The following is a 22,913-nucleotide window of genomic DNA, read 5'->3' on the forward strand; positions in this document are numbered from 1 at the left end:
GGCGGGTCTGTCAGCGGATCCCGTAGCGTCGCAGGCGCTGGTAGAGCGTTCCGCGGGAGATGCCGAGGCGGGCGGCCGCGCTCGACTTGTTGCCGTCGCTCTCGGCCAATGCCTCGAGGATCACCCGCGCCTCGGCCTCCTCCAGTCGCGACAGAGACGCCTTCGTGGATCGCGGGATGCTGCCCGGCACCGTTCCGCGGCCGAGGACGAGCACCACTCCGTCGCCGAGGCTGCCCGGGACAACGGGATAGATCCGGGCGTGGACGTCACCGAGGACGATCTCCTTCGCGGCCGGACCCACCTCGTTCACAGCCGCCCAGAGCGTGGCCCGATCGAGCCCGAGCGGCGCCGCCTCGTCCTCGGTGATCATGTGCCGGGCATCGATGCTGACCACCGTGCCTGCGCGCGCTGCGCAGAACGCGAGGTGCGAGTCGAGGAGCCGGTGCTGGCGTGCGGTCATCCGCCGTCCGATCGCCGTTCCCACATCGGCGGCGAGCCCGCGCGCGACGACGACGAGCAGCCGGTTCGCGTCGGGGGCCGGGCAGGCGATGTTCACACTGCCGGCGACCGTGCGGGTCGCCGGATCGATGACAGGGGTCGCCACACAGGCCCACCCGTGCCACGCCTGCTTGAAGTGCTCCGCACCCACCACGACCGAGGTGCGAGCCGTCGTCGCCGCGACGCCGATGCCGTTGGTGCCGGCGCTGGTCTCACCGACGTCGGAGCCGAGGGCGAAGTCGATGCCGTCGAGGGTCCGGCTCAGCTGGTCGTGGGCCTCCCACCGCCACACCACCGTGCCCGACGGGTCGGCCAGCGCCAGTGCGGTGGACGTGCCCACGAACCGGTCGGTCACGCCCAGCAGGATTGGGGCGCCTGCTCGGACAATCAGCTGCTCGGGATCGATGTCGGTGTGGCCGAGATCGAGCCGTTCGGGATCGATGCCGTTCAACCGAGATCGGCGCCACGACGCGTGGATCTCGGGTCGCACCTGCACCGGGTCCCCGGCCTGAAAGCGCTCCCACATGGCGATCTGATTGCCGGGCGCGGTCACCGCTGCCCCAGTATCGTCGACCCGGCCGCGGCGACGGCCGGGCGCTGCGATATCGGGGTGAAGGCCACGACGGCGTCCGCCGCCGCCACCAGCAGCGGCAAGAGCCCCAACAGCGACCACGGCGACCAGCCGGGCCCCAGCAGCACCCCGGCGAGCACCGGCGCGGTCAGGGCGCCCACGCGGGCGGTCGCCACCGTCCACCCGACCCCGGTCGCCCGGGTCGAGGTGGGGTACAGAGTGGGCGCGAGCGCGTGGAGCACGGTGCCGCCGAGGCACGGCCCAACGGCGACCACCCCTGCCAGTGCCAGTCCGGCAGAACTCACGTGTGAGCTGAGCGCGAGGTAAGCCGCACCCGCCGCGAGCAACACCACGGCGGCCAGCACCCGCGGTGTGATCCGCCGTGCCGGACCCGCGACGCGGAGGGTGCCGCCGTCCATCTCGACGACGTCGCCGGAGTCGAGCTCACGCAGCCGCACGAACGCCGCCCTCTCGTCCTGCTCTCACGACACGAGCTCGCTCCGCCGGTGCATCCGCACGCCCGGACGCGCGGCGAGCTCGTCCGACAGTGCCTCCTCCACCGCCTCCTGGGCGACGATCGCCCGCGGCGGCGGTGTGCGCTGGTTCAACGTGGGTTGCGTGTAGGCCACCATCGGGTCGTGGAGGCTCTCGCACCAACGGGCTACATCCGACTCCCGCGCAAAAGCGGTCTTGCCCACGCATTCCTCGATCCTCCACATCCTGAAGTGCTCCATCGTGCGGGCGTGGCGCCCACGGGACTTGGGAGCCGTGGTCATGGAGGGCCGCGGCGTTGACGTCCTGCTTCGCGCGCTGGGCCTGCGGCGGGCGGGCGCGAGTGACGTCACCGTCCCAGTCGACCTTCAGGTCCATCGCAGTGGTTGCCTTTCTCGGATCCGTCGGGGCTGCTCAGGAAAGTGTGTGGCGCCCGTCGCCCGCTCGGCGGTGCGGTGTTCAGGATTCGGAACATCGCGACGATCAGGACACCGGGTGTCCGCGCCTGCGCGCGCGGTGGGCTCGCAGGTTGGCGGCGTTCCCGCAGGAACGGACGTCGTGCCACACCCGGCTGTTGTTGCGGGACCGGTCGTAGAAGGCGATCCCACAGTGCGGATCACGGCAGGTCTTGAGGCGACGCCAGACGCCGGCGACCTGCGCCTCCCGCGCGGCGGCCAGCACGAGGAACGCGATGCGGCGCCAGCCCGTGCCGTCGGGGACGAGTCGCACCTCGCCGCTCGGCTCCAGCTTCAGCGCGGCCGGGAGTACGGAAGCGGCGCCTGCGCGCCCGTCGCCGCCGATCAGGCCGTGCAGATCGTCGCGGAACCGCCGGAGGTGCTGCACGTCCTCCTCCTCCAGCACGACCGCAGCGACGTCGGCGACCGACCGGGCCCGGTCCAGCCACCGCTGGGCCGATGGCAGATCGGCGAGAAGATCCGGGTGCTCGCGGCGCTCGACCGACCGGGTGTTCAGCAGGTCGTGGACGAACGCGAGACCTCCGGGCGCGGAGCGCATACCGTACCGGTCGCCGGCCCGTTCGGCGCCGTCGGCCGGCTCGTCCAAAGCGGTCGGATCCCGGCGTCGCGGGGCGAGGTCGATGAGGGTCTCGGCGGCGGACCGGGCGTGCCGCCCATAGTGGCAGTCGTTGAGCACCATCGCGCGGCTCGACGCGCCGTCGGCGAGGGAGACCAACTGCTCGGCGAGCACATCCGGATCGGCGACGCCGAGCCGGACCGTCTGCTCACGCACCAGTTCGAACATGCGCACCTTCTGCTGCCGGGCGAAGGCGTGCACCTGGCTCGTCGGTGCCGGGAACTCCGCCGCGGCGTCAATGAACGGGCATCCGCGTGCGATCCCGCCCACGTCCGGCGGCGGATCGAACATCCCCAGCAGCCGTTCCCGCGGCGAGAGCTCCGTGCTGCCCAGGACCTCGAGGAGGGTCTCTCCCGCGTCCAGGACGTGCTGAAGCTGCCCGAGGACGAGGGCGTCCTTGGTCGGGAAGTGCGCGTAGAGGGTCCGTTTCGAGACCGGCGCCTCCCGTGCGACCTCCTCCATGGTGGTGGCCTTGATGCCGCGGACGGCGAAGAGCCGCTGTGCGGTGGCGAGGATCCGTTCCCGCGCTTGCTGGGCTGGCATAATAACAGTGTACGGCACCGTTTACATGAGTTGCATGTTCAAATCTTGCACATACATAGCCAGATCGCTTCTCCGGTGACGACTCTTCATGGGAGTGCGCCCCGATGGCGCACCGACATAGATGTATTAACTACACCTCTTTCGTTACATCGAGAAGGAGAGATCATGAGCTCGACGGGACACGCCACCCGGATCAACCAACTGCTCGGCAGTCCGTTTACCGTCGGCGACCTGGAGCTGCGCAACCGGATCGTGATGGCGCCGATGACCCGCATGGCGTCCCCGAACGGGGTGCCGGGCAGGGACATCGCCGAGTACTACGCGCGGCGGGCCGCCAACGAGGTTGGGTTGATCATCACGGAGGGCGTCCGCTTCAGCCCTGACGGAGCCCGTGAGGACGACGGTGTGCCCCACTTCTACGGTGCCGAGGCCCTGGCTGGTTGGGCGCACGCGGTGCGGCGGGTGCATGAGGAGGGTGGACGTATCATCCCACAGCTGTGGCACCCGGGGACCGGCCGCACCGACGCTGAGCCGCCCGCCGACGGCTCCTCGCTCGCGCCGTCCGGGCACGCGCCGGACGGATCTCCGCTGGGCCGCGCTATGACCCAGCAGGACATCGACGCAGTGATCGCCGATTACGCCACCGCCGCGTCCGACGCGGAGCGGATCGGCTTCGACGGGGTCGAGCTCAACGGGGCGCACGGCTACCTCATCGACACCTTCCTGTGGGACCGCACCAACCGGCGTGTGGACGCCTACGGCGGCACCCCCGCCTCCCGGGCCCGGTTCGCGGCCGAAGTGGTGGCCGCCGTACGGGCAGCCGTGAGCCCCGGCTTCCCGATTTTTCTGCGGTTGTCACAGTGGAAGCTCGGCCACTACCAGGCCAAGCTCGCCGAGAACCCCGCCGAGCTGGACCAACTGCTCGCACCGATCGCCGCCGCGGGCGTTGATGGCTTCCACGCCTCCACCCGCCGTTACTGGGTGCCCGAGTTCGACGGCAGCGACCTCAACCTCGCCGGCTGGCTCAAGAAGCTGACCGGCAAGGCCGTCGTCACTGTCGGATCAGTCGGGCTGGACCAGGAGTTCCTGACCGAGGGCGCCGTCGGCGAACTCGCCGGCAAGGCGAGCATCGACCCGTTGCTGGACCGGCTCGAGCGCGACGAGTTCGATCTGGTCGCCGTGGGCCGCGCTCTGCTGTCCAACCCCGACTGGGCCACAAAGGCCCTGCGGGACAGGCTGGCCGAGACCGTTCCGTTCGACCGCTCCGTTCTCGAGGTGCTGACCTGACGTCATCGACGGGATGATGACGACCCATGCCGCGAAGTCGAGGAGGACAAGGTGGCGAGGTCGCCGGACGCCCGCACCCACAGACCGCGCCAAGCATCACGACGAACAAGCCCTGCACCCCGCTCAGCAGCGCTTGCTGCGGTCTTCTGGCTTCGCGCCTTGAGAGAATCCGGTATAGGCTCAAGGCCGAAATCTGGAGCGTCGCACACCACGCCGAATCATGCCCAGGGTGGCATCGATCACCTGAGGACATGGGTCATCTCACCGATGCCGTCAATGCTTGTGCGGATCTCATCGCCGCTGGCGAGGTAACGGGCCGGGGTCCGTCCCATACCGACCCCGGCCGGAGTACCGGTGAAGACCAGATCTCCCGGGTAGAGCGTGCACACCGAGGAAATCCGTTCGATGAGGACCGGCACGGGCATGATCATCTGCTCTGTGCTGCCGTCCTGGACGAGCTCGTCGTTGACCCAGCATCGCAGCCGGCGCGGGGTATCCGGAGTGATCTCGTCGAGGGACACCAGCGCCGGTCCGGTCGGGCCTCCGACGGCATCGCCTTGGCTGCCGCCAGACCGGTCTCCGCCGCGTGTTCGGCGTAGTTCAGCCCGACGGCGAAGATCTGGCCCGGACGGGGAACCGGCGCGCCCAAGTCCTCGCGTCGATACGCCCGGCCGGGCGGACACCATCGGTGCGGGCCCAGGTACGGAAGGCGTCCCAGTGGGCGAAGAGATCCATCGGGTCGGGACCGAACCGCCCGTCGCGGCCCAGGCGATGTCGATCGCACCCGGGCCGCTCAACAGGTGGGCGCGGCCGTTGAGATTGGCGATGCGCATGAAGCCCTCTTCCTGGGTACGAGAGCGCGGTTGATCAGGTGGCGGTCTCGGCGGTCGCGGTCAGCACCGCGCGGCCCAGGACGTGGCCGGAGATGTGGAAGCCCGGCATGGCGGGTGTGGTGTTCGTTTCCACTCCGATGTCCTCCACGCCGAGGGCCTGCACCACGATGAAGTAGCGGTGCGGGCCATGACCGGCGGGCGGCGCGGCGCCGATGAATCGGGCCGCTCCCGTGTCGCCGGGGAGTCGCACGGCACCCGGCGGGAGGAGTTCGTCCGTGCCGTTGCCCGCGTCACTCGCCAGCTCGGTCACGGAAGCGGGGATGTTCGCCACGGCCCAGTGCCAGAAGCCGGAACCGGTGGGGGCGTCCGGGTCGTACACCGTCACCGCGTAGCCCTTCGTGTCCTCCGGTGCACCGGACCAGGACAGCTGCGGGGACACATCTCCTCCACCGGGGACACCGAAGATGCCTGACCGCTGGGGGAGGGGCAGGGGCTCGCCATCGCTGACGTCCTTGCTGCTGAGTGTGAAGCTCGGGACCTCGGGCAACCGCGCGAAGGGATCGTTGAAGTACATGGGGACCCGCTCTCACGTCGTGGCACCGTACGGCGGGCCGTCCCGCCCCGGCGTGTGGTGGGGGCGGGGTTCAGGGGACCAGGATCGCGCGGCCCCGGACCCGGTCGTGGGCGAGGTCGTCCAGCGCTTGCGCCGCCGCGTCCAATGGGTACTTCTTGGTGTGCAGGGTGACCCTGCCGGACTCCACGAGGGCCATGAGCTCCACGAGGTCGTTGTAGGTGCCGACGATGTTGCCGATAACTTGTTTGCCGCCGGCCACCAGGTCGAGGGTGGGAATGCGCAGTTCGCCGCCGTAGCCGATGACGTACTGGGATCCGGCCGGGGCGGTCATTGCCCAGGCGTCGTTCTCCGCGCCCTGCTCGGCGACGAAGTCGAAGACGACATCGCCGCCCCGGCCCCCGGTGAGGTCCTTGACGGCCTCGACATGGTCGCCGCTGGCCAGCACGGTCGCGTCCGCACCGAGTTTCTCGGCCAGCTTCAGTGCCTCCGGGTTGCGGTCCACCACGACGATCTTCGCGGCGGTGAGCGCGGCCACGGCCTGGATACCGACGTGGCCGAGCCCGCCGGCGCCCTGTAGGACCGCGACCGCGCCCGGGGGGAGTAGCGGTACGGCCTGACGCACCGCGTGATAGGCGGTGATCCCCGCATCGGCCAGCGCCGCCACGTCGGCCGGGTTGGTGTCCGGGCTCAGCTTGACGCAACCACGCGCCGTGGTGCGCAGGTATTCAGCCATGCCGCCGTCATGGTTCGACACCCCGGGGAAGACGGCGTCGGAGCACTGCATGTCCCGGCCGGCCCGGCAGGCCAAACACAATCCGCAGGAAGGCTGCGGATGCAGGATCACTGTGTCGCCGACCTTGACGTTGGTGACCGCCTCGCCGACCTCCTGTACCCAGCCGGCGTTCTCGTGGCCGAGCGTGTAGGGGAGTCGCGGCCCCATCGCCTCGGCCCACTGCCCCTCGATGATGTGCAGATCGGTGCGGCAGACGCCGGCGCCGCCGATCTTCACGATCACATCCATTGGGCTGGAGAGTGTCGGCTCCGGTATGTCCTCAACCGTCGGCGGCTTCTGGTAATCGTGCAGCCGCACAGCTCGCATGAGTTCTCCTTGATCGATATGGGGGGAGTCAGTTGACCGGCGAGAGCGATTCCGCGGGTTCGGCGTAGGTCCGGCTCCGCCTCATGGAACCGACGATCACGGCGATCAGCGCCGCGACCATCATCAGTGGCAGTACGAGCAGACCGAACAGCGAGCGAGCGGACCACCCGTGGTCGAGGAGCAGGCCCGCGAGGGCGGGAGCGCTGAAGGCACCGAGCCGTCCGACCTCCATGGCCCACCCCACGCCGGTGGCGCGAACGGATGCCGGGTAGAGGCCGGGCACGATCGAGTTGAGGCCGTTGCCGCTGGCGTTGACGAACAGCCCGATGGCGACGGCCGGGCCAGCGCGACGCCGGTCGAGCCGAGGAAGAGGCTCATCGCCAGGTACGACAGCCCCGCGCCCACGAACGCCAGGACGGTGAGGGTGCGCGTCGCCACCTTCAGGGCCAGAACGCTGAGCAGCAACGTCCCCGCCAGCCCACCGAGGTTGAGCAGCAGCCCCGCGTCCATGCCCCGCGCGGCGGACGAGCCGTTGTGCTGGAGAAGCAGAGGCGTCCAGCTTTCGGCGAAGTAGAAGCTCGTCATCATGAAGAAGTACGCGGTCCACAGCGCGACGGTGCGAACGGCCTCACGACCGCGCAGGACGTTCGCCAGCACACCGCGCTCCTCCTTGGGCGGGACGGGCGGCAGTGCCTCCACCGCGGGCAGCCGCATCCGGCCCAGCAGCTTGTTGACCTACTCCAGCGCGCCTTCCGGTCGTCGGCTGATCAGGTAGTCCAGCGACTCGGGCAGGGCCAGGGAGACGACCACGAGAATGGCGAGGGTGAGCACGGCGCCGACGAGGAAGGTGGCTCGCCAGCCGTATTCGGACGTCATCAGTACGGCGACCGAGCCGCCCAGGATCCCGCCGACCGGCAACCCGCTCCCGTACAGGGCGATCATCGTGCCCCGGAGGCGCCGTGGTGAGTACTCAGTGATGATCACGGGGAGACCGGCGACCATGCCGCCGACACCGAGCCCGGTCAGCAGGCGGCACACCCCGAGGAACCAGAAGCCGGTGCTCACCGTCGCGAGCAGCATGCCCACCGCGCAGACGGCCAGGCAGATCAGCGTGTGCGGTCGCCGGCCGATGCGGTCGGAGAGCGGGGCGACGAGGGCCGAGCCGAGCGCCATACCGACAAGGCCGCTGCTCAGCAGCAGCCCGACCATCGATCTATCGATTCCGTGATCGACGACATGGCGCCTCGTCTCTCACTGGCGACAGGCTGTGGCGTCGAGCTCGACCAGCAGGTCCGGACGGACCAGTCCCTTGACGATCAGCAAGGTGTTCGGCGGGTACTCACCGCCCGGGTAGTGCTCGGCGAAGTACTCCTCGCGTGCCGCGTAGAACTCGGCCACATGGTCCGAGGACGTCAGGTAGGTCACGAAGCGCACCACCTCGCGCAGCGACGCGCCCTGGGACTCCAGCGCGGTGCGCACGTTGGCATAGGCGCGCAGGGTCTGGCTGCGCACATCCGGCCCGGCCACGGAGTTGTCCTCGACAAACCCACATTGTCCGGCGACGAAGATCAGATCCCCGGTACGGGCCACATGTGCATAGGCACTCAGAGGATCTGAGAGACCCTTCGGGTTCTCATACGTCGGCAAGGGAGACATGGTTCCGCCTTTCTGACTTACTGAATGAGGTGGCAGCCGCAGGAGCGGTGCGTGGCGGCCCGGCCGGGGCGCACGGCATCCACGCGGTGGCGTCAAGCGGCGAGGCCGGTCACCGACGGGGCACGCGTGCCGCCCGCCAGGACACGGGTGAGCGCGTCGTGCAGCAGCTCGGGGTCACCGGCATGGGTGGCCCGCCAGGCGACATGGCCGTCCGGCCGGACGAGTACCGCGCCATCGCGCCCGATCGACACGGGCCCCAGGAGATGGGGCAGCCTTCTGACCTCCAGCGGCACCGCGCCGTCCGCGCGCAGTTCCTCGCCGGCCTGCTGCCAGCCTTTGCCGTCGGGTCCGCAGACGAGCACGAATGAGGTGTCGAACCAGTCGATGGACGATTCCGTCTTTTCGACGTCCATCCAGAAGTGCGGGAACCGGGCACCGGGCCGGTCGGTGGGCCAGTAGTGGCGCGAGTCGTAGGGCGGCAGGAACGAGCCGTCATCCACGATCGCGCCGTCGGTGTAGATGTAGCCCATCGACTGGCCCTCGCTGTGCAGCTGGTTGTCCATGTCGAGGAGTAGGTCACGCCAGGCTTGGGGATCCTCATGGCGGTGGCGGATCGCCTCGTCCATGGTGTCCATGCGTTCCTGGTTCCGTATCGCGAAGTCGGTGTTGGAACGCGCGACCGGCCGGCGCTCGGACTCGTAGGTGTCGAGCAGCGCGTCCCGGCCCCGGTGCGACAGCGCCATGACGAGTTTCCACGCGAGGTTGTGTACGTCCTGAACTCCGGAGTTGAGTCCGTTGCCGCCCGCCGGGGGAAAGCGGTGGGCGGCATCCCCGGCGAGGAGCACCCGCCCTTTGCGGAAACATTTCGCCACTTGGGCGCTCATCCGCCAGTTCATGACGTTGATCCGCTCGACTGGGAGATCGGGAATCTCCCAGTATTCGCGAACGAGCTCGATCAGCCGCTCCTCGCTGATGGGTTCCTCGCCGTTCTCCAACTTCTGGACCGCGAGCCAGCGATCGCCGTCCGGGCCGGTCGCCAGCACATTGACGTCCGGCCGTGACCGGTCACTGGGACGCACCAGGAAACCGATGGCGCTGCGCACGTGCGGAAGGTGACTGACGTCCGCGCGGTAGTAGTGGTTCGCCATGAGGTGCAGGAGCTCCGGACCGTCCATCTCGACGCCCAGCAGGCCGCGAACCCTGCTGTTCGCCCCGTCACAGCCGACGAGATACTGAGCGCGTACCTCGAACTCGTCGCCATCGGCGAGGGATCGGACGAGCGCCGTCACACCGTCGTCGTCCTGGACGAACGACAGCAGCTCGGTCAACCGGCGCACCTGAGCCCCCGGCCGAGTGGACAGCGCGTGATCGAGCGCCTCCTCCACGGCGTCCTGCGGCACGATCGAGCGGGGTGCCGGGGTGTTCACGCTCGGCGCGGGCTGCGTATAGGCCACCAGCGGCCCGTTCAGGCTCTCGCACCAACACGCCACGTCGGATTCCTGAGGGAGACCGGCCCGACGGATTCGATCCTCGATGCCCCATACGCGGAACTGCTCCATCGTACGGGCGTGGCAGCCGCGGGCCTTGGGATGTGTCGTGGTCGACGCACGCCGCTCGACCAGCAGGCTCGGTACCCCGAAGCGATCGAGAAGCAGCGCCAGACTCATTCCGACCGGTCCGCCGCCGACGACGAGAACGGGGACATTAATCATAGGGGATCTCCATTTCACCTGACGCGTATGGGACCGAATTCAGTCGACGTACGAGACGCGGTCCGCAACCCGGTCGTCGAGCTCAGGCAGAAGGAAAACGCGTTCCTGTTCCAGCGCGTCGGTTCGCGCGGTGGCGAACGAGGCGGTGACCGTCCGACTGCGGTTGTAGGAAACGTGCGGGCAGAACGGCGGGATGTACAGGAAGTCGCCCTCGCCCACGATCGCCTGATATTCCAGGTCCTTGCCCCAGAAGAAATGCACGCTGCCACTGATCCCGTAGAGGGCCGACTCGTGGTCGATGTGGTAGTGCGCGGCCGACTTCTCGCCCGGCCGGAGGGAGGTCACGATCAGGCAGAGATGCTTCGACGGAGTGGTGATGCCATTCACCCCGAAGAGCGCGTTGACGTGCTGCTTCGCCAATTCCTCCTGTTCCGGGCGGACCAGGGTCACATCGCCGTCCCAGCTAACCTTAAGGTCCATGCCTAACCTTCCCTTCCATCGATCGGTGAACATTGCGCTATCGGGACATCCGGGGCCGGTCGGCAAACATGGCCGGCGCGGGGGAAATCGCGTGGTCGAGCTCGGGAATTCAGGCAGCAGTCGATTCCACAGGGTCACGCCCTCTTGTTCGCTGGAGCGGTTCGGCCTCCCGGCCCGAGAGGGTCGGATCACATCTCGGGTTCACCGGATTTACCTCAGAACTCCCTCTATCGGATGCATTCGATATCCTGCATCATCGCTCTCAACCCCGACAAGGGTGGTGTGCAAAAGCTGCACAGCTCTCACGTCACGGAGCAGCTCAGCACGCCGACGGCACGCATGGGAAGCGCGATGAGACCACAGAGCACCAGGGACGCCTGGGAAAGCTTCCAGTCAGGGGAGGCCGCGACCGTCCGTCCGCAGATCCTCACGTCGTGGCGCCGGGCACGGAGTAACGGCGTTGATCCACAACGGCTGGAACTCACCCGCGCGGACATCGACGCGCAGTCCCCGTTCGTACGGGCCGCGCGGCCGGTGCTCCTCAAGATGGCCGACCTGCTGGTCGGGAGCTCGACCTCACTGGCGCTCGCGGACGCCGACGGAACCCTGACCTGGCGGTGGGAGTCCGAAAGCGCCCTGTCGCGGGCCCTGGAACGGGCCGAGTTCGAGCCCGGTTCGCGGGTGGGCGAGCCGACGGCCGGGACCAATGGGATCGGGATGGCACAGATGACCAACCGCACTTCGCTCGTCATCGGTGCCGAGCACTACAAAGAGCCATGGCACGAATGGGCCTGCGTCGCCTCGCCCGTGGTGGAGCCGATCAGCCGCCGCGTCATCGGCACGGTCAACGTGGCCTGCCATGCCGAGGACGCCAATCACCTGCTTCAGGTCGCCGCCCGGACCCTCGTTGACGGGATCACCGCCACGCTGCGCGCGGCGGCCACCGCGCGCCAGCTACGTATGCTCAATACGCACCTCTCGTTTTGCGGCGCCGCCGGCCCAGTGGTCACCGTCGGCCAGAGGACCATGATCGTCGACAACGCGCCGACGGAACTCCGGCTGAACCGGGCCGGGTTGTGGTCGATCGTGGTGGCCGCGGGTCCGTCGGCCACCGAGGTCACCCTGCACGACGGCTGGAGCGCCCGCCTCCACCCGGTCACCCGGGGACGCCTCCACGACGGAGTCGTGCTCGTCCTCGAGCGCGACCGGCGGGGCAGTTGCGCCGAGCAACACGGGATCTCGCCCTTGGCCACGCTTAGCCCCCTCGAGCAGGCGGAGTTCAAGGTCATCAACGAGACCCTCGCGGATTGCGGCGGCAACAAGTCCGAGGCCGCGGCCCGCCTCGGAATCTCCAGGGGCACGCTCTACCACCGCGTCCGGCGCTACCGCCTCGGCTGACCGACCAGCGCCCTATCGGATTCCCTGCCCCTATACGATTCCCCTACCGCGGATCGTTTGTGGTGTTGGAGATGGTCGAGCATGGCCTCCACCGCACGTTCGGGGTCCCCGCTCGCGAAGCTGTCGACCAGATGCGCTTGTCCGGCGTCGATCCAGGGTCTGCTGGACGCGTCTTCCCTGAGGGACAGGACGATCTGCGGGGTGGCCGCGTCGGACAGGCTGGTGACGATCGACAGCAGTCCGAGACGAGCGGGCGGTGCCGAACAGGAGAAGGTGAAAGGCACGGTGGAGGAATACCCGGCCGGCGACGTCATCGGTGTCGGCCATTTCGCTGGCCAGCGAGCGGGCCTGCTCCAGTTCCACCTCGGTGATCCGCTCGGCGGCCCTGCGTGCCGCCATCGGGGCGAGTCCGACGATCACGCTCACCTATCACGGCGCCGGGGCCTTCGACACCGAGTATTCGGGCAGGCCGCAGGTGGAGTAAGTGCCTGATTGCCAAGTGCCACAGGCCGCTCAGCGGCCGTACTCCCTACTTCGGCCAGTCCCAACTTCGGCCAGTCCCAGCTGGGGCCACTGACGGCCCAGGACGAAAGCCTGTTCCTCGATGGAGAGCGGGCTGACCTCGTTTTACCTGTGCAGTCGGGTCCGCAGCAGCTTCTTGTCCGGCTTGCCTGCGTCCGTCAGCGGCAGTTGGTCGGCGAAGGTGATGCGCGTCGGTTCGTACATGGCTCCGCGCTGTTTGCGGACCATGGCCCGCAGTTCGCCTGCGTCCACCTCGGCCTCCGGGGCCCGCACCACCACCGCGTGCACCTGTTCCGTCCGGTCGCTGTCGGGCACGCCGAAGACCGCGCTCTGGAGTACCTGGGGGTGGGAGTTGAGGAGGTCCTCCAGTTCGGTGGTGTAGACGTGGCCGCCGACCACGACGATCATGTCCTTGATCCGGTCGACGATGGTCAAGTAGCCCTCGTTGTCCAGGAATCCGACGTCGCCGGTGTGCAGCCAGCCGTCCCGCAGTACCTCGGCTGTGAGTTCGGGCTGCTTCCAGTAGCCCTGCATGACGTGCTGGGAACGGACGCAGATCTCGCCGTGTTCGCCGTGGGGCAGGTCGTGGCCGTCCGGGTCGCGGATGGCCACCTCGACGCCGTCGAGGACCCTGCCCGCGGAGCGCAGCCGCTCGGGGCGGTCCGGGTCGTGGTCCTGGGGCCCGAGGACGCTGATGCTGCCGGACTCGGTCTGGCCGTAGCCCTGCTGGAGGACGGGGCCGAAGCGGCGTATCGCATCGGCGATGCGGGCCGGGGACGCCTGGCAGCCGCCGTACATCAGCTGACGCAGGCTTGAGGTGTCGGTACGGCCCGCGTCCGGGTGATCCATGAGCCGGTACAGGAGCGGCGGCAGCAAGTAGAGGTGGGTGATGCGCTCGCGTTCGATCGCCGCGAGCACCTGGCCCGGGTCGAAGTCCTCCAGCAGGACCACGGTGCCGCCTTTGGCCAGCAGGTGGTCAGCGATCAGCCCGGCACCGTGCGCGAGGGTGGTGGCCACCAACTGCCGGGGCAGGGCGGCCTCTTCCCCGCCGGGCGTGCGGGGCATCCGGCCGGCCCTCTCGAAGCTGGTGCAGATGCCCTTGGGGTGGCCGGTGGTGCCGCCGGTGTGGCGGATGGAACAGATGTCCCCGGGGCGGGCCAGGCCCGATATCGGCTCAGCGGACTCGGCGGCAGCCAGCTCCAGCAGGTCGGTGCCCAGCTTGCTGACGCCGAGCGTCAGGACGTGCGGCACCGGGGCCTGGGCGATGACCTCGGCGGCCTGCTCGGCGTAAGCGGGATCGACGATCAGCGCCTGGGTCTCCACGTCGCGCACGATGGCGGCCTGGGCGTCGGCGGAGAGCTTGTTGTAGAGGTGGTTGACCTGGCAGCCGACCAAATTGGCGGCATAGCGGGCGGCCAGGGCCTCGGGGAGATTGCCGCTGAGCAGCGTCACGGTCTGCCCGCGCCCAAGGCCCTGGGCGCGCAGTGCGTGTGCCAACCGGTGGACCAGGTCGCGGAGTTGCCCGGCGGTGATTCGTCGGCCTTGGTGAACCAGCGCCTCGTGTGCGGGTGCGGCCCCGAGCGAATCCAGGATGTCATCCACGAACGAGCGGAAGGGCAGGGAAGTTACGGACATATCAATTTCCTCCTGATGTGCGTTGTACTGTTCTTGCGCACTCACCCGACACGACGGCGAGCAGGGCGGGCGAGTGGCTGTGCTGGTGCATCACATCCGTCACTGCTCTGCTTGGCGAAGACCGAAGAGCTCCTGATTCTCGGCCCGGTACAGGGCTCGCGGGCCGGGTGCTCCAGGAAGCGACGACCCGGGGCGGCGGGCTTGCCCGTGGTCTGCGCCGCCGAGGCCCCGAGCGACAGCGACGGTCGCCGCGACTGCGGTGGTGACAACGGCACTGGTGGTAACCGTGCGCCGGACGTTCGTTCTTGTCGTTGCTTCCCTCATGCTCTGTGAGCCCTGCCCACCCCCGGCGGGGGATGGGAGCAGCGGTCAGGCGGTGGTCCAGGTACGGAGAAGGCGGTCGAGGGAATCGATGGTCCAGGTCCACGACTCGCCGGGATCGGGGCTGCTGTGGGCGTAAGATCCGGCGAGCTCCAGGTCGGTGAAGCCATGGAGGACGGCCCCGAGCAGGCGGACCGCATGGGTCTGCTCGGGCTCGGGCAGGCCGTAGCCGCGCAGGACGGCCCGCATCATCTGCGAGTGCCGCACCGCGGCGCTGGAGGCCGCGGTCTGCGAGTCGAGCTGGAAGCGGGAGGCTTGATACCGGCCTGGGTGCTGCCGGGCGTAGTCGCGGTACACGGCAGTGAGTGCGGCCAAGGCGTCCCTTCCGGAGCGCCCCGCCACCGCGTCGGCGGCCCGGTCGGCCATCTCCTCCAGGGTAAGCAGGCAGATGCGGGTCTTCAGATCCTGCGCGTTCGCCACATGGGCGTACAGACTCTGGACCTTCACGCCGACATGCCGGGCGAGGGCCGACGGGGTCACCTGGCCGAAGCCGATCTCGTCGGCCAGTTCGGCGCCGACCTGGGCCAGTCTGTCCAGGTTCAGTCCTGCTCGGGCCATGATGTGCTCCTCCGCTCCAACGAAGGCCATCATGCAATTACCTGAAGTCTTCAGGCAAGTCGGTTCCCGGCTCCGCCTCCGCACCGCCGACGCCACCGGGACCGTCGACTCGCCCGAGGGGTGCAGCCATCCAACCTGGCGACGCCATCCAGAGGTGGCCTCCGGGTTCTCGCACCTGACCACATGAGAAACCGCCACACCGGCCCCGCCCGGTGTCCGGTTTGTGTGGCCCGCGTCACCCTTCAATTCGAGAAGGACGGCCCGTCCTCCAGCGGCTGGTGGACCAGCGCTATCCACACTCGTCCGCAACCCGCATGGTCCCAGGCAGCGAACGGAATTCCTGGTCAGCCGTCCCTGCCGCTGCTGCACCGCCCGACGCAGCCCCACCGCTTCCGTGGTCATCACCCTCTCGCTCGCCCACGTCCACCTCTGCATGCGACATCAGCTCTGGATCCGCTCCACTCATGACATCCCGCTCGGCGTCCTACCGGAAGTCATCGAGGCCCAACGACGACTCGACCAGCTCGCCCGACGTCACCGGCAGACGAGGCGAGCCCTCGACCTGGCGCGGAAGATCGTCGAGGACTGGTCCGCTTCCGGAATGCCAATCAACCTCGGGAAAGAGTGGACCGATCGCCTTGACCGGGTCGAAGCACTCGCTGTCAGCAAGAAGATCTCGGCTGAGGACCGCAGCCACCTCGCGGCGTTCCCCGAGATCGTGGTGCTCACGCACCTGATCCTCGACCCACCCACAACCGCCTTCGGCCCCAAAGAGCTCTACCTGGCGACGACCGCCGAGCTGAGCCGACGATTCGCGCGGGTCTACACCACCCTCGGAACCCAGGACCCCCTCTACCGGAGGTTCTGCCTCTACCGAGATCGCGACTTCCGCGAAAGCCAGGTCGCCTGAGAACCCCGGGGCGCCGTCTTCTCAATCGACCTGGCATCCCAGCAGGCCAACGGCTCGCTATCTGACACATGCACTTCGACAGGACACACGTCATCTGCCACGATCATGGGACCGTCCCGGGGCCGCCGTAGCATCCGTCGAAAACCGGGCGGATTGGCTGATCGCCTGGTCAGGGACCGATGAGGGCTTGGTCGAATGCACGGGCGCGGTCGGCTTCCGAGGACCGGGTGTACGAGCGAGTGGTGTCCAACGTCGCGTGTTCCATCAAGTCGGCGACCACGACGATGTCCACGCCGTTGCGCGACAGTACCGTGCGCCGCGCGGCGCGGACATCAGGTGACGTGCCTGTGTAGTCCGGCGAGTGCCGCGTCAAGGATCGGCTGTCGGTATTCCGGGGTGCCGGGGATCTTTGCGATGGCTACGACGAGGTCGAGGATCTGGTCGAGGTCAAGGTCGCTGGCGATCTGGTGTGCGTCCTGGGCGGCGGAGAGCAGCGGCTGGCCGGCTGCGAGCATCCTGCCCCGGCTTTGGAAGACGGGGTCGGTTCTGTCGGTGTGCTCGAGGAGCCCGATGACGACCGGTCGCTTGGTGGTGACGTAGTGAAAGAACCGTTGCAGCCAGGTCGTGAGCCGGTCCGCTGGGCTGCCACCCTCGACTGTCGCGGCGGCGGCGCAGACCTCATCGACCTCGTCGACCAGTAGTGCCTCCAGGAGTTCGTGGCGGGTCGCGAAGTTGCGGTACAGGGTTGCCGAGCCGACCCCGGATCTCCGGGCGATCTCGGCCATTGACGTCTCGGCTCCGGTGGCGGCGAAGGCGGCGCGTGCCGCTGCGAGGATCCGCTGGCGGTTGCGGGTCGCGTCTGCCCTCTTCGGGGGCGGATTGTCAGCCATTCAAGTGTCCTTGCGTAAGTGGGGAGGGTCCCCGTATAGTGATGTGGGCACCCTCTCCGTTTCTATCGGAGACTCTACCGAATCTGGTCAAGGATCCGCCATGAGCACAGCAGACGCCCCTGGGGCGACCGGCCCATCATGTCCCGTTCACCGCCGGCTGGTGCTGGCGATCTGCTGTCTCAGCGTGGGCGTGACCGGCATCAACCTCACCATCGTGAACGTGGCGCTCCCATCGATCGGCAAGGACCTGCACGCCTCGGTCAGCAGTCTGCAGTGGACGGTCTCCGCCTACGCACTGGTCATGGCCTGCCTGCTCATGCTGTCCGGGTCGATGGCTGACCGCTTCGGCCGTAAGCGGATCTTCCAGCTCGGGCTGTCGCTGTTCGCCCTCGGCTCCCTCCTGTCCGGCCTGGCGCCCAGCGCCGGCTGGCTGATCGCCTTCGTCAGCGTGCAAGCGGTGGGCGGCTCGATGCTCAACCCGGTCGCGATGTCGATCATCGTCAGCGTATTCACCGACCGCGGCGAACGGGCACGGGCGATCGGCGTGTGGGGTTCGGTCATCGGGATCACGATGGCGGTCGGGCCCGTGCTCGGCGGCCTGCTGGTCAGCGGCATCGACTGGCGGGCGGTGTTCTGGATCAGCGTCCCGATCGGGATCGCTGCTCTTGTGCTCACCCAGAGGTTTGTCCCCGAATCGAAGGCCGCCCGGGCCCGCGCGTTCGACCTGCCCGGCCAGGTGCTGATCGTCGCCCTGTTCGCCTCGATCATCGCTGCGACGATCGAGGGCCCCCGCCTCGGCTGGGCAGACCCGTGGATCATCGGGCTGATCGTCCTCGCGGTCCTGGCGCTGGCCGGGATACTCGTCGTCGAGCCCCGGCGCGCCGAGCCACTGATCGACCTGCGGTACTTCCGCAGCCCTCCGTTCTCCGGCGCGAACCTGATCTCCGTGGTGATGACGGCCGGTCTCGGTGGGTTCCTGTTCCTCAACACCCTCTACCTTCAGGACATCCGCGGCTTCAGCCCCCTGCGCGCCGGACTGATGATCATCCCGATGGCCGCGGGCCAGGCCGTCGCCGCGAATCTCTCCGCACGGCTCGTCGCGTCCCGGCGCGACCGGCTCCCCCTCACGCTGGGCGGCGCGCTACTGGCCGTCGGCGCCTTCCTCCTCGTCCCCCTGACCGAGCACACCGAGAGCGTCTACCTGCTGGCCACGTACGCCATCTTCGGCCTCGGCGCGGGCATGGTCAGCCCACCGGTCAACCACACCGCCGTCTCCGGACTGCCGCCCGACCAGGTCGGTGTCGCCGGCGCGCTCGCCGCCAGCGCCCGCCAGTTCGGCAGCGGCATCGGCGTCGCCGTCACCGGCTCCATCGTGGCCGGCACCGGCACCGGCACCGGCACCGGCACCGGCTTCGTCCACTCAAGCCACACCGCCTGGGCCGTCCTCGGAGCCTGCGGACTCGCCACGCTCGCGCTCGGCGTCATCTCCACCAGCAGCTGGGCCAAGGCCGCCGCGGTGCGCAACGGCCAGCAGCTCGCTGCCGCATCGATCCCCGAATCTCGGGGCCACCCCGCGCCCAGCCGATTCGCGGACCCCATCGAAGCGAGGAAAGAGTAACGCGGTGCCAGTCACGACCAGTGGCCCCGAATCCGCCTGGTCGAGGAAGTCGCCGCCACCCTCGGGAATCCCGGACTCGATGCGGCGACCTGAACACGAGCGAGCACGCCCTCCAAGACCGCGGACCGTGGGCGCCTAACCGGGCGTCCGCGCATAGATGCCTGGTTCCTCCGTATCCGGTTAGCTACAGCCCATCCTAAGTGGACGGAATTCGTCCAACCGTACTGTGAGGTGGTCTTATGACGGAAACTGTTTCCAGCGAACTCCCCGGCCAGGAATTCCCGGTCGCCCGCGGCTGCCCGTTCGCCGAGCCCGAGGAATACACGCGGTTGCGCGAGCGGAAACCGGTCAGCAAGGTCCGTCTGCACGGCGGCGAACAGGCCTGGTGGGTGTCCGGGCACACCGAAGCCCGGGCCATCCTCGCCGATCGCCGGTTCTCCTCGGACCGCCGAAAGGACAACTACCCAAACCCCAGCGGCGACCCCCGGTTCCGGGAACGGTTCCGCAACCAGCCGCCGCCCATGGTCAGCCTGGACGGCGCGGAACACGCCGCGGTCCGGCGGTCGGTGCTCAGCGAGTTCACCGCGAAGCGCCTGGCCGCGCTCCGGCCCCGCATCCAGCAGATCGTCGACGGGTTCATCGACGACATGCTGGCCTCCGACTCCCGCCCCGTCGACCTGGTGCAGACACTGTCCCTGCCGGTACCGTCGCTGGTGATCTGCGAAATGCTCGGCGTGCCCTACCGCGACCACGACTACTTCCAGAGCCGCACGGCCGCGATGATCCGCCGGACCGCGCCTCCGGAGGAACGGCTACGAGCCTTCGACGAATTGCAGGCCTACCTCGCCGACCTGCTGGCCCGCAAGGAATCCGAACCCGGCGACGATCTTTACAGCCGGCAGATCGCCCAGCAGCGCGAGCAGGGCGCACCCGACCACGAGAGGCTGGTGAGCACGGCCACCGGGCTGCTCGTCGCCGGCCACGAGACCACCGCGAACATGATCTCCCTCGGCGTGCTGGCACTGCTGGAGCACCCCGGGCAACTGGCCCTGATCAAGGCCGACCCAGGCAACACGCCCCTGGCGGTCGAGGAACTGTTGCGGTACTTCACCATTGTGGAAACGGCCATCTCGCGGGTCGCGACCGAGGACGTGGAGATCGGCGGGGTCACCATCAAGGCGGACGAGGGAGTCATCGTCTCCGGACTGTCCGCCAACCGGGACCCGGCGGTTTTCGAGAACCCCGCCGAACTGGACCTCACGCGCGGAGCCCGCCACCACATTGCCTTCGGCTACGGCCCGCACCAGTGCCTCGGCCAGAACCTGGCCCGCGTCGAGCTGCAAATCGTGTTCGACACGCTGTTCCGCCGCATCCCGGGCCTGCGGCTCGCCGCGCCGACCGATGATATCCCCTTCAAGACCAACGCCCCCGTCTACGGCGCTTACGAGTTGCCGGTCACCTGGTAAGGAGAATGCGATGCGGATCAAAGCCGATGCCGGAGTCTGTGTCGGGTCCGGGCAGTGCGTGCTGGCCGAGCCGGCCGTGTTCGACCAGGACGACGACGGCATCGTCGTTCTGCTGACCGACCAGCCCAACAACCAGGTCGCCGCCCGGGCACGGGAGGCAGTAACCCTATGCCCGTCCGGCGCCCTGTCGCTCGTGGAGGACTAGTTCCAAGGCCGTGAGCTGCGGAACCGCGCCGGATATCCGGGCTGGGAACCACGCTCACCGGTACCCCGCTGGCCTGGCCTCCGGCCGCGACGGGCGACACGGAGTCCAGGCCACCGCCGCTGGCGTCGAGTCCCCAGACCGCGATGGCGAAGGTGTTAGGGCCGTGGTCGTTAAGGATGCCGCGGGCACTCAGAACTGGTGCTGCGACCCGACGTTGTTGATGTAGCGCCCGATCAGCCAGCCGTTCACGCTCGACGAAAATCCGCGAACGCGGCCTGCAAGTCGTCGACTGCGGTGGTCCAGGCTGGGCCGCGGACATCTTCGGCGTGGACTATCCGGAGTTCCTCCGTCTCCTGAGCATCGGCGCCGACGACGCGGTCGCAGCCCTTCTTGTCGGCCTCGGCCTTGTCGACGATGCCGACCATGATCAAGCCGCCGTAGGTGTTGGCCATGGCCGCGATGGTCTCAGCAAGCTGGTGGAGTACTCGCGCTTGAACTCCGGCGTCAGGCTTTCCACCTGCTCCGGCCGCTCTGCGAAGGCGCGTATAACGTCGGAATATACCCCCGGCTGGATCACCATCTGTAGTGCCGGGTTCAACGTGCAGAACGACAGCGGTAAGAAGTACATGATCACAGCCGGGCATTGTATGCGGAACGGCGCGGTCAACTGGCACCGTAGAAGCGGTGACATTCCCATCGGAAGGGCCATCGACTGGGCCTACGGCAACAACACGGACCAGTCCGACTACGGGGTAGTGGAGTACAGCAACAGCAACGTCACCCCGTACGGGACCATCCAGTACAAGGACGGCTCGACAGGGCAGATCTCGCGCTCCGCCTCTGTATTCAAGGGGGAGAAGGTGAAGCGCTTAGGGACCATGAGCCAGGACCTGGAGGGCATGGTGCTCGCGACGAACGCGACGGTCACCTATGACGACGGCACCACTCTCCGCCACATGATCGAGGCGAGTAACTACAGCATGCATGGCGACAGCGGAGGGCCCCTCTTCAGCGGCGAGACGGCACTGGGCATCGATTCAGGCGGCAACTATAGCGACGAGCCCTGCGGAATTCGGACCCCCCAACAGGATCGCTCCAGTTGGTACCAGCCGCTGTACACGGTGCTCCTCTGGTAGGGACTGAAGGTCTATTAGGTCACGCACCATCCCTCGCCGCCTGCGGCATGGACGCAGATGCAGCAGGCGGCGCGGGAGGCCGTGAGTGAATCCGGACGCGCCCCTGCGCGTCGAAGGTGTCGATCTCGGTCAGCACCAGGCGTTGAGAATCTCCGCGTCATGCATTCAGCAGGGAATCCGTCGTCGCCCCCAAGAAAGGGGACTCCATGCACACGTACGCGAAGCGCCTCGCCAGCCTGCTGCTGGCACCTCTCCTGAGCACCTTCCTCCTCGTCGGCTGCGGCAACGATCCGAGCGCCGACGACGACTATGCGAAGAGTCAGTCGCCGCGGGAGCAGCAGGAGCGCGCCCGTCAGGTGGCCGACGCCTGGAAGGGGTCCACAGCCGCCGCTGCCTGGAACCGGGGCTACTACACGATGGCCAACGTGATACAGAAGCCGGAATCCGGGTGGCACAGCACGGCGGATCAGCGGGCCTTCGAGACAGAGAACTTCGTCCTGCGTGGCAATCCGCCGACCATTGCCACCGGGGACGGGAAGGTGGACTGGGGAAACGGCAATACTCTTACCCGCCCTTGTGGGGAGCGAAGAAGGCGTATCAGTCGTCCGCCCGCAATCGCAGTAAAGGAGCCCGGCTGACCGTGACGGGGGCGAAGCTCGGCACGACGACGATCACGACGAGCCGAGGCAGGGCGTCCGTGCCCGCTTGGCTCTTCACGCTGGAGGGCTATGACACCCCGCTCAAGCGTGTCGCCGTCACCCCGTCCAAGCTTCCGAGCTCGCCGATCGGACAAGCTCGGCAAGGGGCTGCGGGCGGTTGACCTGTCCACCAGGCCGTCTTGCCGCGATGCAGAACAGTACGGCGGTCGGCGCAACAGCACGACCGGTGCCCACCGTGCGATATCCCCTTCGGACAGCCGCTGCCCGGCCTGGCAGCCACACCAGGTACAGGTCGGCGATCGCAGTCCGCGTAACGCTCGCCGCCCGCCTATCGGCCACCCCTGACCTCCGTCCGGCCGCGGCCTAGCGGCCCGACGACCAAGGCGCCGTCACCCGCAAGGGTGGAGATCAGCCACGAAACTCAAGCTCAGGGCCCCTGCGGCGGGCCAGGGCCGCTCGGTGCCGGGACTTGCCCTGGGAGCGGGGGGCGAGTACCCCGTCAACCGCCAGGTCAGGGCGCTGCGGGTAGCACGGGTTGCGGGCTGGGTGGGGAGTGTTTGCATGGTGGTGGCCCTCATGGTCTTGCGTGCCGAGGGCTGTTCTCGGAAGGAGAGCGCACGATGACGAAGGTTATTCGTCACCCGCCGGGCAAGGGGCGACCGCGCAGTGCACCGATGGCCACCTTGGATCTGAGTCGG

General features: G+C 68.3%; 24 protein-coding genes and 1 pseudogene. 9 read left to right on the forward strand and 16 right to left on the reverse strand.

Features of this window, described 5'->3' with window-relative positions:
* Window positions 1-10: 10 nt before the first annotated feature.
* The 4 genes from ACJX2R_RS50060 to ACJX2R_RS50075 all read right to left on the reverse strand — a co-directional run bounded on the left by ACJX2R_RS50060 (window position 11) and on the right by ACJX2R_RS50075 (window position 3,196).
* Window positions 11-1,051: a helix-turn-helix domain-containing protein gene (locus ACJX2R_RS50060; RefSeq protein WP_413105603.1), complete on the reverse strand. Its 1,041-nt coding sequence runs from the start codon at window positions 1,049-1,051 to the stop codon at window positions 11-13.
* Window positions 1,048-1,527 carry a hypothetical protein gene (locus tag ACJX2R_RS50065; RefSeq protein WP_413105604.1) on the reverse strand — a complete coding sequence of 160 codons (480 nt, stop codon included), beginning with the start codon at window positions 1,525-1,527 and terminating at the stop codon, window positions 1,048-1,050. Before ACJX2R_RS50065 ends, ACJX2R_RS50060 begins: the two co-directional genes overlap by 4 nt.
* A 24-nt stretch (window positions 1,528-1,551) precedes the next feature.
* A complete protein-coding gene (locus tag ACJX2R_RS50070; RefSeq protein ID WP_413105605.1) occupies window positions 1,552-1,845 on the reverse strand; it encodes an FAD-dependent monooxygenase in 294 nt (97 codons plus the stop codon).
* A gap of 199 nt (window positions 1,846-2,044) precedes the next feature.
* Window positions 2,045-3,196 (reverse strand): TetR family transcriptional regulator, encoded by a 1,152-nt coding sequence (locus tag ACJX2R_RS50075; protein WP_413105606.1) that lies wholly within the window; start codon window positions 3,194-3,196, stop codon window positions 2,045-2,047.
* A 165-nt stretch (window positions 3,197-3,361) separates the two neighbouring features.
* Here ACJX2R_RS50075 and ACJX2R_RS50080 point away from each other — a divergent pair, with 165 nt between their 5' ends.
* On the forward strand, window positions 3,362-4,483 hold the full coding sequence (locus tag ACJX2R_RS50080; protein WP_413105607.1) for an NADH:flavin oxidoreductase: 1,122 nt from the start codon (window positions 3,362-3,364) through the stop codon (window positions 4,481-4,483).
* Window positions 4,484-4,722: 239 nt separating this feature from the next.
* Here ACJX2R_RS50080 and ACJX2R_RS50085 read toward each other — a convergent pair whose 3' ends face one another.
* The 7 genes and pseudogenes from ACJX2R_RS50085 to ACJX2R_RS50115 all read right to left on the reverse strand — a co-directional run bounded on the left by ACJX2R_RS50085 (window position 4,723) and on the right by ACJX2R_RS50115 (window position 10,837).
* On the reverse strand, window positions 4,723-5,316 hold the full coding sequence (locus ACJX2R_RS50085; RefSeq protein ID WP_413105608.1) for a fumarylacetoacetate hydrolase family protein: 594 nt from the start codon (window positions 5,314-5,316) through the stop codon (window positions 4,723-4,725).
* Window positions 5,317-5,350: 34 nt separating this feature from the next.
* Window positions 5,351-5,890: a YbhB/YbcL family Raf kinase inhibitor-like protein gene (locus ACJX2R_RS50090; protein WP_413105609.1), complete on the reverse strand. Its 540-nt coding sequence runs from the start codon at window positions 5,888-5,890 to the stop codon at window positions 5,351-5,353.
* Between the two features lie 70 nt (window positions 5,891-5,960).
* On the reverse strand, window positions 5,961-6,989 hold the full coding sequence (locus tag ACJX2R_RS50095) for an NAD(P)-dependent alcohol dehydrogenase (RefSeq protein ID WP_413105610.1): 1,029 nt from the start codon (window positions 6,987-6,989) through the stop codon (window positions 5,961-5,963).
* 123 nt (window positions 6,990-7,112) lie between these two features.
* A pseudogene (locus ACJX2R_RS50100) lies at window positions 7,113-8,198 on the reverse strand (MFS transporter).
* 42 nt (window positions 8,199-8,240) lie between these two features.
* Window positions 8,241-8,645 (reverse strand): RidA family protein, encoded by a 405-nt coding sequence (locus tag ACJX2R_RS50105; protein WP_413105611.1) that lies wholly within the window; start codon window positions 8,643-8,645, stop codon window positions 8,241-8,243.
* 92 nt (window positions 8,646-8,737) lie between these two features.
* A complete protein-coding gene (locus ACJX2R_RS50110; RefSeq protein ID WP_413105612.1) occupies window positions 8,738-10,357 on the reverse strand; it encodes an FAD-dependent monooxygenase in 1,620 nt (539 codons plus the stop codon).
* A 39-nt stretch (window positions 10,358-10,396) separates the two neighbouring features.
* Window positions 10,397-10,837, reverse strand: a complete 441-nt coding sequence (locus tag ACJX2R_RS50115) for a cupin domain-containing protein (protein ID WP_413105613.1) — start codon at window positions 10,835-10,837, stop codon at window positions 10,397-10,399.
* A 351-nt stretch (window positions 10,838-11,188) separates the two neighbouring features.
* On the opposite strand from ACJX2R_RS50115, the gene ACJX2R_RS50120 reads away from it, so the two are divergent.
* Entirely contained in the window at window positions 11,189-12,235 is a 1,047-nt protein-coding gene (locus ACJX2R_RS50120; RefSeq protein WP_413105614.1) for a helix-turn-helix domain-containing protein, read from the forward strand.
* A gap of 30 nt (window positions 12,236-12,265) precedes the next feature.
* Here ACJX2R_RS50120 and ACJX2R_RS50125 read toward each other — a convergent pair whose 3' ends face one another.
* Window positions 12,266-12,634, reverse strand: a complete 369-nt coding sequence (locus ACJX2R_RS50125) for an FCD domain-containing protein (protein WP_413106161.1) — start codon at window positions 12,632-12,634, stop codon at window positions 12,266-12,268.
* Here ACJX2R_RS50125 and ACJX2R_RS50130 point away from each other — a divergent pair.
* Window positions 12,552-12,719, forward strand: a complete 168-nt coding sequence (locus ACJX2R_RS50130) for a hypothetical protein (protein WP_413106206.1) — start codon at window positions 12,552-12,554, stop codon at window positions 12,717-12,719. The two genes, ACJX2R_RS50125 and ACJX2R_RS50130, sit on opposite strands and share 83 nt — an antisense overlap.
* Before the next feature lie 143 nt (window positions 12,720-12,862).
* On the opposite strand, the gene ACJX2R_RS50135 is transcribed toward ACJX2R_RS50130, so the two are convergent.
* Window positions 12,863-14,392, reverse strand: a complete 1,530-nt coding sequence (locus ACJX2R_RS50135) for an AMP-binding protein (RefSeq protein ID WP_413105615.1) — start codon at window positions 14,390-14,392, stop codon at window positions 12,863-12,865.
* Between the two features lie 369 nt (window positions 14,393-14,761).
* Complete coding sequence (locus ACJX2R_RS50140) at window positions 14,762-15,331, reverse strand: TetR/AcrR family transcriptional regulator (protein ID WP_413105616.1); 570 nt, start codon at window positions 15,329-15,331, stop codon at window positions 14,762-14,764.
* Window positions 15,332-15,725: 394 nt separating this feature from the next.
* On the opposite strand from ACJX2R_RS50140, the gene ACJX2R_RS50145 reads away from it, so the two are divergent.
* The gene (locus tag ACJX2R_RS50145) at window positions 15,726-16,241 is read left to right on the forward strand and encodes a hypothetical protein (protein WP_413105617.1); all 516 of its coding nucleotides are present in this window, start codon (window positions 15,726-15,728) and stop codon (window positions 16,239-16,241) included.
* Window positions 16,242-16,573: 332 nt separating this feature from the next.
* On the opposite strand, the gene ACJX2R_RS50150 is transcribed toward ACJX2R_RS50145, so the two are convergent.
* The gene (locus tag ACJX2R_RS50150) at window positions 16,574-17,131 is read right to left on the reverse strand and encodes a TetR/AcrR family transcriptional regulator (protein WP_413105618.1); all 558 of its coding nucleotides are present in this window, start codon (window positions 17,129-17,131) and stop codon (window positions 16,574-16,576) included.
* A 100-nt stretch (window positions 17,132-17,231) separates the two neighbouring features.
* Here ACJX2R_RS50150 and ACJX2R_RS50155 point away from each other — a divergent pair, with 100 nt between their 5' ends.
* From ACJX2R_RS50155 to ACJX2R_RS50165, 3 genes are all read left to right on the forward strand, one after another.
* Window positions 17,232-18,749, forward strand: coding sequence for an MFS transporter (locus ACJX2R_RS50155; protein ID WP_413105619.1), 1,518 nt, complete (start codon window positions 17,232-17,234; stop codon window positions 18,747-18,749).
* 239 nt (window positions 18,750-18,988) lie between these two features.
* Window positions 18,989-20,215, forward strand: coding sequence for a cytochrome P450 (locus ACJX2R_RS50160; protein WP_413105620.1), 1,227 nt, complete (start codon window positions 18,989-18,991; stop codon window positions 20,213-20,215).
* A gap of 10 nt (window positions 20,216-20,225) precedes the next feature.
* Window positions 20,226-20,420 (forward strand): ferredoxin, encoded by a 195-nt coding sequence (locus ACJX2R_RS50165; protein ID WP_413105621.1) that lies wholly within the window; start codon window positions 20,226-20,228, stop codon window positions 20,418-20,420.
* Between the two features lie 245 nt (window positions 20,421-20,665).
* On the opposite strand, the gene ACJX2R_RS50170 is transcribed toward ACJX2R_RS50165, so the two are convergent.
* Window positions 20,666-20,872, reverse strand: coding sequence for a hypothetical protein (locus tag ACJX2R_RS50170; RefSeq protein ID WP_413105622.1), 207 nt, complete (start codon window positions 20,870-20,872; stop codon window positions 20,666-20,668).
* Between the two features lie 39 nt (window positions 20,873-20,911).
* Between ACJX2R_RS50170 and ACJX2R_RS50175 the strand changes: the two genes are divergently transcribed.
* Together ACJX2R_RS50175 and ACJX2R_RS50180 are read left to right on the forward strand one after the other, a co-directional pair.
* Entirely contained in the window at window positions 20,912-21,556 is a 645-nt protein-coding gene (locus ACJX2R_RS50175) for a S1 family peptidase (protein WP_413105623.1), read from the forward strand.
* A gap of 206 nt (window positions 21,557-21,762) precedes the next feature.
* Window positions 21,763-22,194, forward strand: coding sequence for a hypothetical protein (locus ACJX2R_RS50180; protein ID WP_413105624.1), 432 nt, complete (start codon window positions 21,763-21,765; stop codon window positions 22,192-22,194).
* Window positions 22,195-22,913 lie beyond the last annotated feature (719 nt).

It is taken from the genome of Streptomyces sp. Inha503 (assembly GCF_047215865.1).
Taxonomy (GTDB): Bacteria; Actinomycetota; Actinomycetes; order Streptomycetales; family Streptomycetaceae; genus Streptomyces; species Streptomyces lycopersici.

Bases quoted from the DNA above. Each gene is read 5' to 3' on its own strand.
- ACJX2R_RS50070 (WP_413105605.1), bottom strand. From the start codon at position 1,845: ATGACCACGGCTCCCAAGTCCCGTGGGCGCCACGCCCGCACGATGGAG.
- ACJX2R_RS50075 (WP_413105606.1), bottom strand. From the start codon at position 3,196: ATGCCAGCCCAGCAAGCGCGGGAACGGATCCTCGCCACCGCACAGCGG.
- ACJX2R_RS50080 (WP_413105607.1), top strand. From the start codon at position 3,362: ATGAGCTCGACGGGACACGCCACCCGGATCAACCAACTGCTCGGCAGT.
- ACJX2R_RS50085 (WP_413105608.1), bottom strand. From the start codon at position 5,316: ATGCGCATCGCCAATCTCAACGGCCGCGCCCACCTGTTGAGCGGCCCG.
- ACJX2R_RS50090 (WP_413105609.1), bottom strand. From the start codon at position 5,890: ATGTACTTCAACGATCCCTTCGCGCGGTTGCCCGAGGTCCCGAGCTTC.
- ACJX2R_RS50095 (WP_413105610.1), bottom strand. From the start codon at position 6,989: ATGCGAGCTGTGCGGCTGCACGATTACCAGAAGCCGCCGACGGTTGAG.
- ACJX2R_RS50105 (WP_413105611.1), bottom strand. From the start codon at position 8,645: ATGTCTCCCTTGCCGACGTATGAGAACCCGAAGGGTCTCTCAGATCCT.
- ACJX2R_RS50110 (WP_413105612.1), bottom strand. From the start codon at position 10,357: ATGATTAATGTCCCCGTTCTCGTCGTCGGCGGCGGACCGGTCGGAATG.
- ACJX2R_RS50115 (WP_413105613.1), bottom strand. From the start codon at position 10,837: ATGGACCTTAAGGTTAGCTGGGACGGCGATGTGACCCTGGTCCGCCCG.
- ACJX2R_RS50120 (WP_413105614.1), top strand. From the start codon at position 11,189: ATGAGACCACAGAGCACCAGGGACGCCTGGGAAAGCTTCCAGTCAGGG.
- ACJX2R_RS50125 (WP_413106161.1), bottom strand. From the start codon at position 12,634: ATGGCGGCACGCAGGGCCGCCGAGCGGATCACCGAGGTGGAACTGGAG.
- ACJX2R_RS50135 (WP_413105615.1), bottom strand. From the start codon at position 14,392: ATGTCCGTAACTTCCCTGCCCTTCCGCTCGTTCGTGGATGACATCCTG.
- ACJX2R_RS50140 (WP_413105616.1), bottom strand. From the start codon at position 15,331: ATGGCCCGAGCAGGACTGAACCTGGACAGACTGGCCCAGGTCGGCGCC.
- ACJX2R_RS50150 (WP_413105618.1), bottom strand. From the start codon at position 17,131: ATGGCTGACAATCCGCCCCCGAAGAGGGCAGACGCGACCCGCAACCGC.
- ACJX2R_RS50155 (WP_413105619.1), top strand. From the start codon at position 17,232: ATGAGCACAGCAGACGCCCCTGGGGCGACCGGCCCATCATGTCCCGTT.
- ACJX2R_RS50160 (WP_413105620.1), top strand. From the start codon at position 18,989: ATGACGGAAACTGTTTCCAGCGAACTCCCCGGCCAGGAATTCCCGGTC.
- ACJX2R_RS50165 (WP_413105621.1), top strand. From the start codon at position 20,226: ATGCGGATCAAAGCCGATGCCGGAGTCTGTGTCGGGTCCGGGCAGTGC.
- ACJX2R_RS50170 (WP_413105622.1), bottom strand. From the start codon at position 20,872: ATGGCCAACACCTACGGCGGCTTGATCATGGTCGGCATCGTCGACAAG.
- ACJX2R_RS50180 (WP_413105624.1), top strand. From the start codon at position 21,763: ATGCACACGTACGCGAAGCGCCTCGCCAGCCTGCTGCTGGCACCTCTC.